We start from the raw sequence: 14,309 nt of genomic DNA, 5'->3' as shown, positions 1-14,309 counted from the left end.
CGGTCCACATGACCGGCGGCGATACTTTAGCATAGTTCAGCCCTGCGGGCGGGAGCTTGCCGTTTGTATCGCAGTATGTCCGCTAAGCTATTTTTAACAGCGCTGCCGGCAATTCGGTGTAAGGTATGCTTGTCGCATCTACCTATGAGAATACATGAAGCTGAGTAAATTACGCCTGATCTCGGGCGCCGTGCTGCTGGTCTGCGCTTCCCTGGCGCAAGCGGAACTTCGTTTGAGCGATCCGCTGCCGGTGGCGCCGGAAGTGACGGTCGGAAAACTGCCGAACGGCCTGACCTATTACATCAAGAAAAATGCCCGTCCCGCGCAGAAAGTCGAATTGCGCCTGGTGGTGAAAGCCGGTTCGATCCTGGAAGACGACGACCAGCAAGGTCTGGCGCACTTTACCGAGCACATGGCCTTCAATGGATCGACGCATTTCAAGCGTAATGAACTTATTTCGTACCTGCAATCGATCGGCGTGAAATTCGGCGCCGACCTGAATGCCTATACCAGCTTCGATGAAACCGTCTACGTGCTGCCGATCCCGACCAACAAAAAAGGCAACCTGGAAAAAGGTTTCCTGGTGCTGGAAGACTGGGCCCACGGCTTGAAATTCAATCCGGCCGATATCGACAGCGAGCGCGGCATCGTGCTCGAAGAGGCTCGCTTGGGCAAGGGCGCCAGCGACCGCATGAACAAGGTGTTGTATCCGAAATTGCTGAACGGCTCACGCTATGCCGAGCGCATGCCGATCGGCAAGGAAGACATACTGAAGACCTTCAAGCCGGACACCATCAAGCGTTTCTACAAGGACTGGTACCGGCCCGACCTGATGGCCGTGATGGTGGTCGGCGATGTCGATCCGAAACAGGCTGAAAAAATGATACGGCAGCATTTCGGCAAGCTGAAAAATCCGCTGAGACCGCGCCCGCGCCTGTACGCGGAAGTGCCACAGCGCTCGCAGACGGAAGCGCTGGTGGTCACCGACAAGGAAGCGGCCGACGACAGCGTGTTCATCCGCTATCCGATCCGCCCGGCGCAGGAGCCGGTGACGATCGCCGATTACCGTCGCCAGATGATCGAGAACCTGTACGGCCAGATGCTCAGTGCGCGCATGCAGGAACTGACGCAGCAGGCCAATCCGCCGTTTATCCAGGGCGGCAGCAGCATGGGCAAGCTGGTACGCGGCTATGAATCGTTCAGCGCGTATGCCTTGCTGGGCAAGGGCGGCGTGCAGCCGGCCGTCGATGCGCTGGTGCGCGAGGACGAACGGGCGCGCCGCTTCGGCTTCAGCCAGGACGAACTGGACCGCGCGCGCAAGAACATGCTGCGCAACTACGAACGCGGCTACAACGAACGCGACAAATCCGATTCGGCCGGCTTCGTGGCCGAGTATTCGCGCAACTTTCTGGAACAGGAAGCGATCCCCGGCATTGCCAATGAACTGATGTATGCGCGTGAATTGCTGCCGCAAGTGTCCTTGCAGGAAATTAACGAGGCGGTGGCGAAAGTCATCCCTGAGCAGCAAAAGAAACTGGTGGTCTTCATGGGCGCCGAACCGAAACCGGGCAGCACTGTGCCCAGCGAGCAGCAGTTGCTCGATGCGGTCGCCAGCGCCGAGCAGCAAAAGGTCGAACCGCACACGGAAAAAGTGGTGGCCGGCAGCCTGATGGATGGCCCGCCAGCCGGCGGCAGCATCGTCAGCGAGAAGCTCAACAGCGCCATCGGCGTGACGGAGCTGACCCTGGGCAATGGCGTGCGCGTTTTGTTGAAACCGACCGACTTCAAGAACGACCAGGTACTGATGGGCGCCACCCGCTTCGGTGGCCAGTCGCTGTATGACGCCCCCGATATCTACAATGCCCGCTATGCCAGCGCCGTCGTCGGCAGCATGGGCCTGAAGGGCATGTCGCCGCTGGAGCTGCAGAAAATCGTCGCCGGCAAGACCGTCAACGTGGGCGCCTCGCTGGGCGAACTGAGCGAAGGCTTCGGCGGTTCGTCGAGCAGCGCCGATGTCGAATCGATGCTGCAACTGGTGTATCTGTACATGCACGATGTGCGCAAGGATGCCGACCTGTTCCACTCGTATATCGGCAAGCAGCAGGACCTGGCAAAAAACATCCTGGCACAACCCGACGCGGTGTTTTATGACGCTGTGCAGCACACCATGTTTGGCGACAATCCGCGCGTTGACGGCGTGCCGCGTCCGGCCGACTTTGACAAGGTCAGCCTCGACCGTTCGCTCGATATCTTCCGCCAGCGCTTTTCCAGCGCGCGCGACATGACCTTCATCTTTACGGGCAGCTTCGAACTCGACAAGATCAAACCCCTGGTCGCCAGCTACCTGGGCGCGTTGCCGGTGACCGGAGTGGCGCATGCCTACCGTGACGTCGGCATGCGCCCGGTGCAGGGCGTGGTGAAAAAAGCTGTCTACATGGGCAGCGAGCCGAAAAGCACGATTTCCGTCACCTTTACCGGCGACGTGGCGTATTCGGAGGAGCAGAAGCTGACCTTGGAGGCGCTCGGCGAAGTGCTGAACCTGAAAGTGATCGAGGTGCTGCGCGAAAAGATGAGCATGATTTATGGCGGCGGCTTTGAAGCGTCGATGGGCCAGCATCCATACGGCCACTATTCGGTGGCGCTGTCGCTGCCGACGGCGCCGGAAAACGTCGACAAGGTGATCGCCGCCGCCTTTGCCGAGATCAACAAGATGAAAAAGGACGGGCCCAGCGCGCTTGATCTGGAAAAGGTCAAGCTGAACTGGATCACGCGCCAGCAGAAGGCCATGCGGGAAAACAATTACTGGATGAGTCAGCTGATGGGCTCGGTAACCCAGGGCCGTGACCCGGCTCAGATCCTGCGTTTCGAGCAGCGGGTGCGCGACATCACGCCGCAAGCGGTAAAACAGGCCGCCCAGCGCTACCTGAACATGGACAATTATGTGCAGGTGGTGTTGTATCCGGAACAGAAAAAGGTGGCGGTAAGCAACAGCAAATAATGGCAGGCGGAGGCGGGCGCGGACGGAAATGATAAACTGGCGCCTGCCGATGTGATGGCAAACGAACTCTCAGAAAGTGCAAGATGGCCAAGAAAGAAGAACTCGATCCGGAAACCCTGGAATTGATTAACTGGTGTATCGAAGTCGAAGGCTTTTTAGTCGCCGGCGGCGCCACGGTGGAGCAGGCGCAGGAGCATATCGAAGAGCAGGTCGAGTGGTTCACCGACCAGTTCTACGATGGGTTGACGCCGGAAGAGGCGGCCAAGGAAGCGTTGGCCTGAGCAAGTTTTTCTCGTTTTGCGGGAACTTTTTATTTGAATAGCTGTCTCACTTTCTTGGTCCGTTGTTGGACGCAAGAAAGGTGAGCATGACAGACGGTTTTTCTTATCACGCGGCATTTGCCCGAAACCTGGGCTGGGTTACCGGGGACGAACAGGACAGCTTGCGCGGCAAGCGGGTGGCGATCGCCGGCATGGGTGGCGTCGGTGGCGTGCATTTGCTGACCCTGGCGCGGCTCGGTATTGGCGCGTTTCATATCGCCGATTTCGATACCTTCGATATCGCCAATTTCAACCGCCAGGCCGGCGCCATGGTGTCGACCCTGGGCCAGCCGAAGGTTGATGTGCTGGCGCAGATGGCGCGCGACATCAATCCCGAACTCGACCTCAAGCTGTTCCCCGACGGCATCAACGACGCCAACCTGGCCGATTTTTTTGATGGCGTCGACCTGTACGTGGACGGCCTCGATTTCTTTGCTTTCTCCGCGCGCCAGGCCACTTTTGCCATGTGCGCCAGGCTGGCCATACCGTCGATCACGGCCGCCCCGCTTGGCATGGGCACGGCCGTGCTCAGTTTCCTGCCGGGCCAGATGACGTTCGAGCAGTATTTCGGCTGGGGCGACCTGCCCGAGGAAGAAAAAGCGCTGCGCTTCCTGGTCGGCCTGGCACCGGCCGGACTGCATGGCCCTTACCTGGTCGACCCGTCGGCCATCAACCTGAAGGAGCGGCGCGGGCCATCGACCATCATGGGCTGCCAGCTGTGCGCGGGCGCGGCGGCCACCGAGGCGCTGAAGATCCTGTTGGGGCGTGGCAAGGTGATGGCCGCGCCGCGCGGCATGCATTTCGATGCCTATCGCAACAAGATGGTGCATACCTGGCGTCCGGGCGGCAACCGCCATCCCTTGCAGCGCCTGGCGATGGCCGTCATCAAGCGGCGCCGCGCCGCCAGGGGCGGCTAAATGACTGTCGCGCTCTCAATTGACCCAGTACTCGAACAAATTCTCGATCTGGCGCGCTGGGCGCCCAGCGGCGACAACACTCAGCCGTGGCGTTTTGAAGTCACCGGGCTGCGCCAAGTGGTCGTGCATGGCTTCGACACGCGTACGCATAGCGTGTACGACTTGGACGGTCACCCCAGTCAGCTGTCGTTGGGCGGGCTGCTGGAAAGCATGGCACTGGCAGCCAGCATTCATGGCTTGCGCATGCAAGCGCGGCGCCGCCTGGGCATGCCTGATACCTTGCCCACGTTTGAGGTAGACTTTATCGATCAGCAAGGGCTGGAGCCTGACCCTCTGGCCGCCTTCATCCGCCAGCGCAGCGTACAGCGGCGCCGTCTCAGCACGCGGCAGTTGCGCGCCAGCGAAAAGGCGGTGCTGGAGGACTGCCTGCCACCCGGCTACCGCGTGACGTGGCTGGAAGGCTTCAAGTCGCGGCTGGCTAGCGCGCGCCTGATGTTCAACAACGCAGAATTGCGCCTGACCATGCCCGAGGCGCATCTGGTGCATCGCAATGTGATCGAATGGGGTGCCCGTTTCAGCGAAGACCGTATGCCGGATCAGGCGCTGGGGGTAGATCCCGTGACTGCCAAGCTGATGCGCTGGATCATGCAAAGTTGGCGCCGGGTCAATTTCTTCAATACCTGGATGGGCGGCACACTGGCGCCGCGGCTGCAGATGGATTTGCTCCCCGGCTTGTATTGCGCTGCCCACTTCGTGCTGGTGGCCGACACGCAGCCTAACAGTATCGACGATTACGTGGCGGCCGGACGCGCCATGCAGCGCTTTTGGCTGACGGCCACGCAGCTGGGTTTGCAATTGCAGCCGGAATTGACGCCCGTGATCTTTGCCCGCTACGTGCGCGAAGGACGTGTCTTTTCGGGCGCCGACGGAATGCTTGACCTGGCGCGGGAGCTGGCCGGGCAATATCATGCGCTGCTGGGTTCGCAGGCCGGCGAGCAGGCCGTTTTCCTGGGGCGCATAGGCGCAGGGAAGAGCGCCCATGCGCGATCGATGCGGCGCCCGCTGGCAGAGTTGATCTTGGCGCCGCCCGCAGGATAGTCATGCGTGAAATCGGAGGAAAGGGGATCGTCGCTTCATGTAGCTGGCCTGGGGTGTCGGCACACTGATTGGTAGCAGGATGTGGCCTGATGATTTCAGATAGCGTTGAACCGAAGCTTGGGCCAGGCCGTTGGTCAAATTTCCAGGTCATGAAACGTAAGGCCAAGCGATTCGTGTTCCTCCGCTCATCATGATTTACGATCTGCGCGACCTTCTCGCAGTCAGTTAAACTACGCAGTAGCGTTTCACTGAGTTTGTTGTAGTTCGCTTGCGGCGCGATGTGCGCCCGCAGGGAATGTGGGCGCACCAAAGAAACCTGAGGGCATCAACGGTTTTAAACTGGAAGACAGGCGTGGCTAGCTTGGCGCTAGCCTCTTTTCTGACGGTAAGAGGTCATGGCCATACCAAGCAGGCCGATACCGAGCAAAGCGATCGTGCCTGGCTCAGGTACAGCTGCTGCCTGAAACAATTCCAGACCGCCGCCGTCGGCCATCGCCACGAAACTGTTGGTCAGGCTGCCGCCGAGGAAGCTATTCGTATTGCCGCTGAGGGATTCAAACGCGAAAAACGGGTCAGGGTTGACAAAAAACGACTGTCCTTGCGGCGTCAGCGTGGCGTTGAGCATGGCCTTGAAGTCGCCTTGGGCCAGACCGTCGAAAATGTGTGCTTCGCCTACACTCAGGGTATAAGTCACGATCGCATAGTCATCCGCCGAGACGCCACCCACATTCACTGGCGAGCCTGCTACGTCGGTAATCGATAGCTGCGTGTTCTGGCCGGGATCGATGTACAGCGTCATGGTCAGGGTCTGAAAGTTAGCGAAGATACCGGCACCTAACGTATCCGCCTGGCCGGTAATGTTGAACAGACCATAGATGCCATAGCCATTGAGGGCGTTCAGTTGCGACGGTATGCTGCCGTTGCTGGGACTGCCGAAAGCAGCCTTGGTCAAAAAGCCTGCTTCAGTGAAGGGATCGTTCCCCCCTCCCAAACCGCCAACGATGGTTTGTTCAACGCGCGCATGGTATTCGAAGCTGAGGCGGTCGGCCACCACAATGTTGGGTACGCTACCGGGGACAGAACCTTCATCGACGGTAAACAAAGGACCAGCGAGCGCCGGAGCGCTAGCCAGCGCGGCGCCGATGGCGGCCACGGAGAGAGCGAGACGCAGAAATGAGGACAGCGGTTTCATGGCATTTCCTTAAACGTAATGGTTGATCGGACCAGGTCACTGCTGCGGCTGCCTCAGATAACCTCATACCTCGTTTCAGCAAAATCCGTACCATAAAATATTTATATTTAAATTCAATAGCTTATGCAAATAAATTTATTGTCTTTCGCGCTGGTGTAAAAAAAATCGACGTTTTGCCCTGTCTTCACCGGTTCGTGCCGCTGACAGTTGATCTGGCCTGGTCAGACCGTCGCACTCCTTTTGCCAGCATTCAGGGTTGAAGCGTCTGGATGCGAATGGGTTCCCGCGCCGCTTTGCGCGACAGTATTTTTTGGCATGCGTTACAGTGGCACTCAAGGAGGAATGCCATGAATGCACTGAACAGCAAACCCGATTTGCACGCCCACAGCACCCCGGAGCCCGACCATGTTCCGCCCGAGGGCGATCCGGTGACGCCGCCACCGGAAAAAATGCCCGACATCGAGCCGGTACCGATCGAAGAACCGACCCCACCGCAGCCGCCGGTCAAGATGCACTGATGGCGGGCCAGGCGTGGCGTGGCACGGGCGTCACGCCACGCCAATAAAACAACAGAGATCGCACAAAGCGGGCGCTGGCACACACAAAGCAGCGGCGAACTGCCGTGTGTCACGCGGGCGTCACGATTCTGTTCTTATAATGAGACACCACACAAAATCTGCTACAGGAGACCATCATGGGTAATTCGCTGCATAACAAAATTTACCTGGGCCGCCGCCCTGTGCTCGACAGCAAAAGCTTGCTGGCGCTGGCACTGACGGGTGCCGTGGCCGGTTGCGGCCTGGCCTGGCTGCTCTTGCGCAGCATCAAATAAGCCAGGGTCTGACGCCATTTCAGCGGGCTGGGCGCGCTGCGCCCGGCCACTGAATCACCTTGCCTGTTGCCGATGCGCAGCAGGGCGCGTACCATGGGGGCCGAACACCTGGCCTTTTATGGAAAAGCAATGAAGAACGAGAAATTAACAACCGATGAATATGACGCGCTGGAGCAGGTTGCACGCGGCATCAAGACCGAGCGCCCGAGCGCTTGCGTTGCCCGCAATGCCAAGCGCCTGTCCGGCCTGAAGCTGCTCAGCTATGCCCGGGATGGCCGTCTGTCCATCACCGATAAAGCGCAAGAGCTGCTGTTCCTGCGTCGCTGCATTATGGGATTGCGCGCCGTCGCCGCCGATCCGCTGGCCAAGCTTGACACCGAGGTAGCCTACTTCCTCGGCAAGAAAGCCCATATCGTGGCGCGCACCGATGGCGAGGGGCACGATATTTCCGACAAGGGCCGCGAGTCGCTGGCGGACATCGATACGCTGGCCCTGTAAGGCCTGCCACCGGCCCTTGAGGCCGGTTTTCAATTCCCCATCACTTTTACCTTTCCCTCCTGGAGAACACTTTGGACAGCGCGATGAACTGGTCGGCCCACGAACTGACGATGACGGTCCTGATGACGCCCGATATGGCCAACTTTTCAGGCAACGTACACGGCGGCACCATTTTGAAGTACCTCGACAGCGTCGCCTATGCCTGCGCCAGCCGCTATTCGGGCAGCTACGTGGTGACCCTGTCGGTCGACCAGGTGATGTTCCTGCAACCTATCCACGTGGGCGAACTGGTAACGTTCCTGGCGTCGATCAATTACACCGGCACCACGTCGATGGAAGTAGGCATACGGGTGGTCACGGAAAACATACAGCAGCGCCTGGTGCGCCATGCCAACAGCTGCTATTTCACCATGGTGGCGGTTGACGCCAACCGCAAGCCGGTGGCGGTGCCGCCTCTGGTGCTGGAGACGGATGAGCAAAAGGTGCGTTTCGAGCAGGCCAAGCTGCGCAAGCTGTCGCGCCAGAAAGTGTCCAAGAAATAATTTTGCCGCACAATAAAAAACGGCCACCAGAGCGATCTGGTGGCCGTTTTTACTGCTCGCTAACCCAGCCGAGGCGATCCGTGATTAACGGTCGCCGTAGCTGCGGCGTGCGCCGTCGGTGCTGCGCGGGTTGGAACCCTTGTAGCCACCACCGGTGCTTGGCGCGCCGTCTTTGCGTGGTGCGCCTGGTTTGCTGAACGTACGTTGGCCTGGCTTGGCGGCGGTGCGATTGTCGCCTGGTTTCCAGCCGCCTGGACGTGCGCTCGAGCGTGGTGCCGAGGCAGTTTTCTTCGGCTCGAAGCCTTCGATCACGTTGACCGGGATCAATTGCTTGGTGAAGCGTTCGATGCGCTTGACGTTCATGCCTTCAGCGTGGTTCACCAGCGAGATCGCCAGGCCATTGCGGCCGGCACGGCCAGTACGGCCGATGCGGTGGACGTAGTCTTCCGGGAACTTCGGCAGGTCGTAGTTGAACACGTGGGTGATCGTTGGCACGTCGATGCCGCGGGCGGCAACGTCGGTGGCAACCAGCACCTTGACCTGGCCGCGGCGCATGCCGTCCAGGGTGCGGTTACGCGCGCCCTGATGCATGTCGCCGTGCAAGGCGGCAGCCGAGAAGCCGGCGATGTTCAGGCGGTCGGCGATGGTGTCGGCGTCACGCTTGGTAGCGGTAAACACGACGGCCTGGTCCAGCGTTTCGTCGCGCAGCAGGTGATCGAGCAGACGATTCTTGTGCGACAGATCGTCGACGAAGTGGACGCGCTGGGTGATGTTTTCATGCTTGTTCGACGAACCGGCGATCTGGATGACCATCGGGTTTTTCGTGATGCGGCGCGCCATGTTGCCGACTACGCCATCCAGGGTTGCCGAGAACAGCATGGTCTGGCGGCCTTCTGGCGTGGCAGCGACGATTTTTTCGATGTCGTCGATAAAGCCCATGTCCAGCATGCGGTCAGCTTCGTCCAGAACCAGAATTTCCAGTTGCGAGAAGTCGATCTTGCCCGAGTCCATATGGTCGATCAGGCGGCCTGGGGTAGCGACCAGGATTTCCGGATTCTTGGCCAGCAATTGCATCTGTTTCGGGTAAGGCATGCCGCCCAAAATTGACACAGCCTTGATGCGGCGGATGCCAGTGCTGTACTTGTCGGTATTGGTGGTCACTTGCAGGGCCAGCTCGCGGGTCGGGGTCAGCACCAGCATTTTTGGTTGGGCAGCCTTGAAGCGTGGACGCTCGCCGCGGGCGCGCGAAGCTTGCATTTCCTGGTTCGGCGTTTTGCCGGCGGCGCTTTGATCGGCGCTGGCCAGTTTGTGCAGCGACGGCAGCATGAATGCTGCGGTCTTGCCCGAACCGGTCTGCGACGAGACCAGCAGGTCACGGCCTTCGATCGCGGCGGGAATCGCTTGCAACTGTACCGCGGTTGGCGCGGTGTAGCCCGATTCGGTCAGAGCGGCGATAATGGACGGATGCAGGCCTAAGGATTCAAATGTCATTCTTTTTCTTTCGTGAAAATCAGCGTTCTTGCAAAAGCAGAACGCAAAATAGCTACGCCAACCAAAACGAAATGACTCAAATGAAAAGAAATTTCGGCACAAAAGCTTTGCGCCGGGACGGTGTCAGGTGCGACACACAAGGCGGGAGGGCTTTAATAAGCGGCATCCTGAAGATGCGCTAAGGCTTGCGAAGCTGCTAAATTTATCGTGCATCTTACTGCTGCAGGTAACATATTGCAGCGCACTACGACACTATACCGTATTTTCCACGGTACTGCACGGTTTAAATGCTCCTGGCTGCCGCAAACAGCCGATTGTGTCGTTTCCGGCAGCAAATGCCACGTTTGCTTAACGCAGCAGGGCAACGATGTCGGCAGGCAGTGGCGCTGCCATGGCCGCATCCCTGGCAATATTGACCTGCATGGTGGCCTGCGACAGTTCGATCAGACTGTCTTCCAGGTCGTAGCTGCCTTTCGCATGCAGCCAGGACAGGATCTGCGCCAGTCGCCAGATCGTGGTGCTGCCTTCATGCACGGGGGAGGGGAAGCTGTGGCGGTATTTGTTCATCAGCTTGTGCATGTTCTGCCGGGTCAGTCCCAGCACCTGCGCCACATCGCTCAAGCCGACGAAATCGGGCGATGCTTCCACCAGTTGTGCTTCGGGTATCACTGTCTTGACGTCGCTCATGGCGCCGAGTACGGCTTGCCGTGCGCTGGCAGCGTCGCGCGTGAATTCCAGTGCCAGCCGGCCTGCCTGGCCCAGGCCCAGCAGGGCGTCGTCACAGCCGCCCGCTGCGAGGCGTTCGGCCAAGGCGTCCAGGTCGGTGCCTTCGTCAGGCAGGCGATATTTGAGCGTGAAGATATAGTCCATTTGTTTACCCCCTGGGCTTGCGCATGATATCGAGGATCACTTTTTGCGCGGTGCAGTGATCGACCACCCGCCGCAGAGCACGTGCATGATTGGTGGCATTTTTCGGCGTGCTTCAGATGCAGGCGATGCAGAATTCGCCGCAGCGGCATTCTGCGTCGTTCCAGGGGCAGTACATCTTGCCCCAGGCATGGCTGCCACCCGTTTCCACGCGCCACCCCTGGCTTTCCGCGTGGCGCAATGCCGCTTCGATATCCTTTTTTGGATGCGGGGAGCGGGCCATGGCATGCCTCCAAGATAAGTCGATATTTATCGGTTGTCAAGTGACAACCGATAAATATCGCTCATCACGGCATCAGTCTACTTCGGGTTTGATGGTCATCATTTGCGAAAAGCTGCAATCGACCTGCAGCGCGACGAGCGTAGCCATGATGCGTCGCGCAAATCGGGCGGGCAATGTAAAACCGGCCGCCACAGCAAGACTGTGGCGGCCGGTGGTGCCCAGCGATGATGAATCAGGCGGTGATCAGTGGCGTGCCTTGGCGCGGCTGTTGCCGCCGCCGCGCTGAATGCGTGGCTTGACCAGCGAGATAGGCGCGGCCTGTACCTTGCCGCCCTTGACGGCGCGGCGGGCATTCTTCAGGGCCCGTTCCGGACGGTCCGCTTCGAACAGCATGGTGGCGTTGTCGGCGATTTCCTGGGTGATGTTCATGTTCATCGTGGCCGAGGTTTTCGGCACCAGGATGGTTGAACCGGCGCGCAGGCGCATGCGCTGGGGAATATTGTTCGCCTGGCGCAACACATCGGCCGTGGTGCCGAATTTCGACGCCAGCGTTTCGATGCGTTCGCGCGCGTTGGTGATCTTGTGCGTGGTCCAGCTCGACAGGGCATGGCCCCATTGCGCCAGGTTGGTGGTGAACTTGGCGGCGTTTTCCTGCGGCAGCAAGATCTTGGTCTTTTCGCCACCGATGATGACCGGGCGGTTGAATTGCGGGTTGAGCGCCTTGAATTCGTCGGTGGACAGTTCGGCCAGCTGGGCGGCCACCGTGATGTCGATGTCGCTGGTTTTGTCGATCGCCGTAAAATAGGGCTGGTTATCGACCACCGGCAGGCTCAGGCCATACTGGGCAGGGTTGGCAATGATATTCTTCACCGCCTGCAGCTTCGGCACGTAGTTGCGCGTTTCGGCCGGCATCAGGTCGGCCAGGCTTTCAAAGTCGGTCGGCTTGCCCAGCGACTGGTTTTTCTTGATGGCGCGCTGCACCGAGCCTTCACCCCAGTTGTAGGCAGCCAGGGCCAGTTGCCAGTCGCCAAACATGTCATACAGGCGCTGCAGATAAGTCAGTGCCGCATCGGTCGAGGCCAGCACGCCGCGGCGCTCATCCTTGAACATGTTTTGCTTGAGGTTGAAATCACGTCCCGTGGCCGGCACGAACTGCCACAGGCCAGCCGCACTGGCGCTGGAGAAAGCCTGTGGATTGAAGGCCGATTCGATAAACGGCAGCAAGGCCAGTTCGGTCGGCATGCCGCGCTTTTCCAGTTCCTGCACCACATAGTAGATGTAGCGCGAGGCGCGCGCCGTGGTGCGTGCCAGGTGGTCGGGGCGGGTGGCGTACCAGTTGACGTGGTTGGCAACGAGCTGGTTGTTCAGGTCGGGAATCGCATAGCCGCTGCGGATGCGGCCCCAGACATCGGCTTCGCGCAGAGGATCGGAACTGTCGCTGAGATTTTTCATCAGGCGATCGGTCTTTTGCAGGCGGTTGTCGAGGGTGGGGAGTTTTGCCGTGACCTGTGGCGGTAACGGAATCAAGGCTGGTGTCGTGCTGGCGACTGGCGCGTTATCGCTCTCAACACCGGCTTCGTACGCCTGGCTCAGGGCTGGCGCCAGGGCCAGGACCAATGCCGCCAGTGCGGTCGATTTAAAGGAGTTTTCGTGCATAGTGTTCCATTGTTGTCGTCGAAGAAACATCGGACTAAGCCATGATCAAGCAGCGAGTGTACGTATATCCACATGCCTGAGTCAAGAATTATGTCAGCCTGATGACAGCATAAAGGGAAGTTTCCATTCGCAAATAATGCAATTATTGCCAATAAAATTCGCCCAATGCCGTGTTCGGCCGCTGTTATAGCATAGTTGCGCCATGGCCTGGCGCAAGCGTGGTAGTCCTCAGGTATGAGACTGCGCAAAGAGTGCGTACAATTTGGCTTTGGCCGGCCGCCATTTGCCGGCCACCTTTTTCAATAGAGAGTCCTGTATATGAATACCCCGCCGCGCCACGACGACGACCACGCCGTCATTATCGCCAACACCGTCGACTGGCTGGAAAAGGCCGTGATCGGCCTCAATTTGTGCCCGTTTGCCAAGGCCGTACATGTGAAGAAACAGATACGCTACGTGGTCTGCGATTCGAGCAATCCGGAAGACCTGCTGGCGATGCTGATGGACGAATTGCAAACACTGGCCGACAGCAGCCCGGAGCAGATCGACACGACCCTGCTGATCCATCCGTATACGCTGAACGATTTCCTCGACTACAACGAGTTCCTCGACGTGGCCGACGCGGCGGTGGAAGACATGCACCTGGCAGGCGAGCTGCAAGTGGCCAGCTTCCATCCGCATTATCAGTTTGCCGAGACGTTCGAAGACGATATCAGCAACTTTACCAACCGCTCGCCGTATCCGACCCTGCACCTGCTGCGCGAAGACAGCATCGAGCGCGCGGTGGAGGCGTTCCCGGAGGCGTCCGAGATTTTCGACAAGAATATCGCCACGCTTGAAAAGCTGGGCCTGGACGGCTGGGAGAAGCTCGGCATCGCGAAGGCAGGTTCAGATGGGAAATGAGATGGCTGGCGATTTGCCCGAGCGCCCCGACACGCCGTGCGTGGCCGTCTGTTCCACCACCTTTGACGAAATCTGCCGCGGCTGTGGCCGCAGCGTGGTGGAAGTGGCGCACTGGGTGTCGATGACGCCGGAACAAAAAGAAGTCGTGTGGGTGCGGATATTGGCGCAGGGCTACCCGCGCCGCAATAGCTGACCCGCTGCGATCAATAGCTGCCGATAAAGTCTTTTTTACCGACTTCAACACCGTTATGGCGCAGGATGTCGTAGGCGGTGGTGGCGTGGAAGAAGAAATGCGGCAGCGCGTAGTGGAACAGATAGGTCTGGCCAGTGAAGTGCTTGGTCTTTTCGCCGCTGCCGGTGGTAATCGCGCGCGTTTCGCTGCCTTCGATGTCGGCAGCCGGCAGGCTTTCCAGGAAGGCGATGGTTTTCACGATGCGCGCCTTCAGTTCGGCAAAGCTCTGTTCCGTATCTTCATATGGGGGCACGGCCACGCCGGCCAGGCGCGCGCCGCAGCCCTTGGCAAAATCGGTGGCGATCTGGATCTGGCGCACGAACGGCAGCATGTCCGGGAAAAAACGGAACTGCAGCAGCGCGTTCGGATCGATTTTCTTGTCTTGCGCATGCGTTTCGGCCTTGTCCAGGATGGCAGCCAGGCTGCCCAGGATTTGCTTGAAGACGGGAATCGATGCGGAGTGGATGGAGAAGGTCATGG

General features: G+C 59.3%; 15 protein-coding genes and 1 pseudogene. 10 read left to right on the top strand and 6 right to left on the bottom strand.

The window, feature by feature from the left end; genetic code table 11:
* The first annotated feature begins 154 nt into the window (after nucleotides 1-154).
* The 4 genes from ACQ4WM_RS03550 to ACQ4WM_RS03535 all read left to right on the top strand — a co-directional run bounded on the left by ACQ4WM_RS03550 (nucleotide 155) and on the right by ACQ4WM_RS03535 (nucleotide 5,333).
* Nucleotides 155-2,998, top strand: a complete 2,844-nt coding sequence (locus ACQ4WM_RS03550; protein WP_436545320.1) for a M16 family metallopeptidase — start codon at nucleotides 155-157, stop codon at nucleotides 2,996-2,998.
* Between the two features lie 83 nt (nucleotides 2,999-3,081).
* On the top strand, nucleotides 3,082-3,279 hold the full coding sequence (locus tag ACQ4WM_RS03545) for a hypothetical protein (RefSeq protein WP_308925517.1): 198 nt from the start codon (nucleotides 3,082-3,084) through the stop codon (nucleotides 3,277-3,279).
* An 86-nt stretch (nucleotides 3,280-3,365) separates the two neighbouring features.
* Nucleotides 3,366-4,235, top strand: a complete 870-nt coding sequence (locus ACQ4WM_RS03540) for a ThiF family adenylyltransferase (protein WP_436545319.1) — start codon at nucleotides 3,366-3,368, stop codon at nucleotides 4,233-4,235.
* Nucleotides 4,236-5,333 (top strand): nitroreductase family protein, encoded by a 1,098-nt coding sequence (locus ACQ4WM_RS03535; RefSeq protein WP_436545318.1) that lies wholly within the window; start codon nucleotides 4,236-4,238, stop codon nucleotides 5,331-5,333.
* Between the two features lie 367 nt (nucleotides 5,334-5,700).
* Here ACQ4WM_RS03535 and pepA read toward each other — a convergent pair whose 3' ends face one another.
* On the bottom strand, nucleotides 5,701-6,525 hold the full coding sequence (gene pepA, locus ACQ4WM_RS03530; RefSeq protein WP_436545317.1) for a flocculation-associated PEP-CTERM protein PepA: 825 nt from the start codon (nucleotides 6,523-6,525) through the stop codon (nucleotides 5,701-5,703).
* A 347-nt stretch (nucleotides 6,526-6,872) separates the two neighbouring features.
* On the opposite strand from pepA, the gene ACQ4WM_RS03525 reads away from it, so the two are divergent.
* The 4 genes from ACQ4WM_RS03525 to ACQ4WM_RS03510 all read left to right on the top strand — a co-directional run bounded on the left by ACQ4WM_RS03525 (nucleotide 6,873) and on the right by ACQ4WM_RS03510 (nucleotide 8,397).
* The gene (locus tag ACQ4WM_RS03525) at nucleotides 6,873-7,043 is read left to right on the top strand and encodes a hypothetical protein (RefSeq protein ID WP_436545316.1); all 171 of its coding nucleotides are present in this window, start codon (nucleotides 6,873-6,875) and stop codon (nucleotides 7,041-7,043) included.
* A 176-nt stretch (nucleotides 7,044-7,219) separates the two neighbouring features.
* Entirely contained in the window at nucleotides 7,220-7,357 is a 138-nt protein-coding gene (locus tag ACQ4WM_RS03520) for a hypothetical protein (protein ID WP_436545315.1), read from the top strand.
* A gap of 129 nt (nucleotides 7,358-7,486) precedes the next feature.
* Nucleotides 7,487-7,855, top strand: a complete 369-nt coding sequence (locus ACQ4WM_RS03515; RefSeq protein WP_436545314.1) for a hypothetical protein — start codon at nucleotides 7,487-7,489, stop codon at nucleotides 7,853-7,855.
* 83 nt (nucleotides 7,856-7,938) lie between these two features.
* Nucleotides 7,939-8,397, top strand: coding sequence for an acyl-CoA thioesterase (locus ACQ4WM_RS03510; RefSeq protein WP_308925526.1), 459 nt, complete (start codon nucleotides 7,939-7,941; stop codon nucleotides 8,395-8,397).
* A gap of 84 nt (nucleotides 8,398-8,481) precedes the next feature.
* Here ACQ4WM_RS03510 and ACQ4WM_RS03505 read toward each other — a convergent pair whose 3' ends face one another.
* The 4 genes and pseudogenes from ACQ4WM_RS03505 to ACQ4WM_RS03490 all read right to left on the bottom strand — a co-directional run bounded on the left by ACQ4WM_RS03505 (nucleotide 8,482) and on the right by ACQ4WM_RS03490 (nucleotide 12,694).
* Nucleotides 8,482-9,888, bottom strand: coding sequence for a DEAD/DEAH box helicase (locus ACQ4WM_RS03505; protein ID WP_436545313.1), 1,407 nt, complete (start codon nucleotides 9,886-9,888; stop codon nucleotides 8,482-8,484).
* A gap of 348 nt (nucleotides 9,889-10,236) precedes the next feature.
* Nucleotides 10,237-10,758, bottom strand: coding sequence for a helix-turn-helix transcriptional regulator (locus ACQ4WM_RS03500; protein ID WP_436545312.1), 522 nt, complete (start codon nucleotides 10,756-10,758; stop codon nucleotides 10,237-10,239).
* Between the two features lie 4 nt (nucleotides 10,759-10,762).
* Nucleotides 10,763-11,038, bottom strand: a pseudogene (locus tag ACQ4WM_RS03495) (hypothetical protein).
* Between the two features lie 243 nt (nucleotides 11,039-11,281).
* Nucleotides 11,282-12,694, bottom strand: coding sequence for a transglycosylase SLT domain-containing protein (locus ACQ4WM_RS03490; RefSeq protein WP_436545311.1), 1,413 nt, complete (start codon nucleotides 12,692-12,694; stop codon nucleotides 11,282-11,284).
* 318 nt (nucleotides 12,695-13,012) lie between these two features.
* On the opposite strand from ACQ4WM_RS03490, the gene ACQ4WM_RS03485 reads away from it, so the two are divergent.
* Both ACQ4WM_RS03485 and ACQ4WM_RS03480 read left to right on the top strand, forming a co-directional pair.
* On the top strand, nucleotides 13,013-13,597 hold the full coding sequence (locus ACQ4WM_RS03485) for a DUF1415 domain-containing protein (protein WP_436545310.1): 585 nt from the start codon (nucleotides 13,013-13,015) through the stop codon (nucleotides 13,595-13,597).
* Between the two features lies 1 nt (nucleotide 13,598).
* Nucleotides 13,599-13,790 carry a DUF1289 domain-containing protein gene (locus ACQ4WM_RS03480; protein ID WP_436545309.1) on the top strand — a complete coding sequence of 64 codons (192 nt, stop codon included), beginning with the start codon at nucleotides 13,599-13,601 and terminating at the stop codon, nucleotides 13,788-13,790.
* A gap of 10 nt (nucleotides 13,791-13,800) precedes the next feature.
* Here ACQ4WM_RS03480 and ACQ4WM_RS03475 read toward each other — a convergent pair whose 3' ends face one another.
* Nucleotides 13,801-14,307, bottom strand: coding sequence for a DUF1993 domain-containing protein (locus ACQ4WM_RS03475; RefSeq protein ID WP_436545308.1), 507 nt, complete (start codon nucleotides 14,305-14,307; stop codon nucleotides 13,801-13,803).
* Nucleotides 14,308-14,309: the final 2 nt, after the last annotated feature.

Origin of the sequence: Janthinobacterium longum (assembly GCF_051380735.1) — a bacterium.
Lineage (GTDB): Bacteria > Pseudomonadota > Gammaproteobacteria > Burkholderiales > Burkholderiaceae_D > Janthinobacterium.
Note: the sequence above shows the minus strand (reverse complement) of the source record. Positions and strands in the feature narration are given on the sequence as shown.

What these genes read in the sequence shown, in the direction of transcription:
- ACQ4WM_RS03550 (WP_436545320.1), top strand. Translation starts at nt 155, where the DNA reads ATGAAGCTGAGTAAATTACGCCTGATCTCGGGCGCCGTGCTGCTGGTC.
- ACQ4WM_RS03545 (WP_308925517.1), top strand. Translation starts at nt 3,082, where the DNA reads ATGGCCAAGAAAGAAGAACTCGATCCGGAAACCCTGGAATTGATTAAC.
- ACQ4WM_RS03540 (WP_436545319.1), top strand. Translation starts at nt 3,366, where the DNA reads ATGACAGACGGTTTTTCTTATCACGCGGCATTTGCCCGAAACCTGGGC.
- ACQ4WM_RS03535 (WP_436545318.1), top strand. Translation starts at nt 4,236, where the DNA reads ATGACTGTCGCGCTCTCAATTGACCCAGTACTCGAACAAATTCTCGAT.
- pepA (WP_436545317.1), bottom strand. Translation starts at nt 6,525, where the DNA reads ATGAAACCGCTGTCCTCATTTCTGCGTCTCGCTCTCTCCGTGGCCGCC.
- ACQ4WM_RS03525 (WP_436545316.1), top strand. Translation starts at nt 6,873, where the DNA reads ATGAATGCACTGAACAGCAAACCCGATTTGCACGCCCACAGCACCCCG.
- ACQ4WM_RS03520 (WP_436545315.1), top strand. Translation starts at nt 7,220, where the DNA reads ATGGGTAATTCGCTGCATAACAAAATTTACCTGGGCCGCCGCCCTGTG.
- ACQ4WM_RS03515 (WP_436545314.1), top strand. Translation starts at nt 7,487, where the DNA reads ATGAAGAACGAGAAATTAACAACCGATGAATATGACGCGCTGGAGCAG.
- ACQ4WM_RS03510 (WP_308925526.1), top strand. Translation starts at nt 7,939, where the DNA reads ATGAACTGGTCGGCCCACGAACTGACGATGACGGTCCTGATGACGCCC.
- ACQ4WM_RS03505 (WP_436545313.1), bottom strand. Translation starts at nt 9,888, where the DNA reads ATGACATTTGAATCCTTAGGCCTGCATCCGTCCATTATCGCCGCTCTG.
- ACQ4WM_RS03500 (WP_436545312.1), bottom strand. Translation starts at nt 10,758, where the DNA reads ATGGACTATATCTTCACGCTCAAATATCGCCTGCCTGACGAAGGCACC.
- ACQ4WM_RS03490 (WP_436545311.1), bottom strand. Translation starts at nt 12,694, where the DNA reads ATGCACGAAAACTCCTTTAAATCGACCGCACTGGCGGCATTGGTCCTG.
- ACQ4WM_RS03485 (WP_436545310.1), top strand. Translation starts at nt 13,013, where the DNA reads ATGAATACCCCGCCGCGCCACGACGACGACCACGCCGTCATTATCGCC.
- ACQ4WM_RS03480 (WP_436545309.1), top strand. Translation starts at nt 13,599, where the DNA reads ATGGCTGGCGATTTGCCCGAGCGCCCCGACACGCCGTGCGTGGCCGTC.
- ACQ4WM_RS03475 (WP_436545308.1), bottom strand. Translation starts at nt 14,307, where the DNA reads ATGACCTTCTCCATCCACTCCGCATCGATTCCCGTCTTCAAGCAAATC.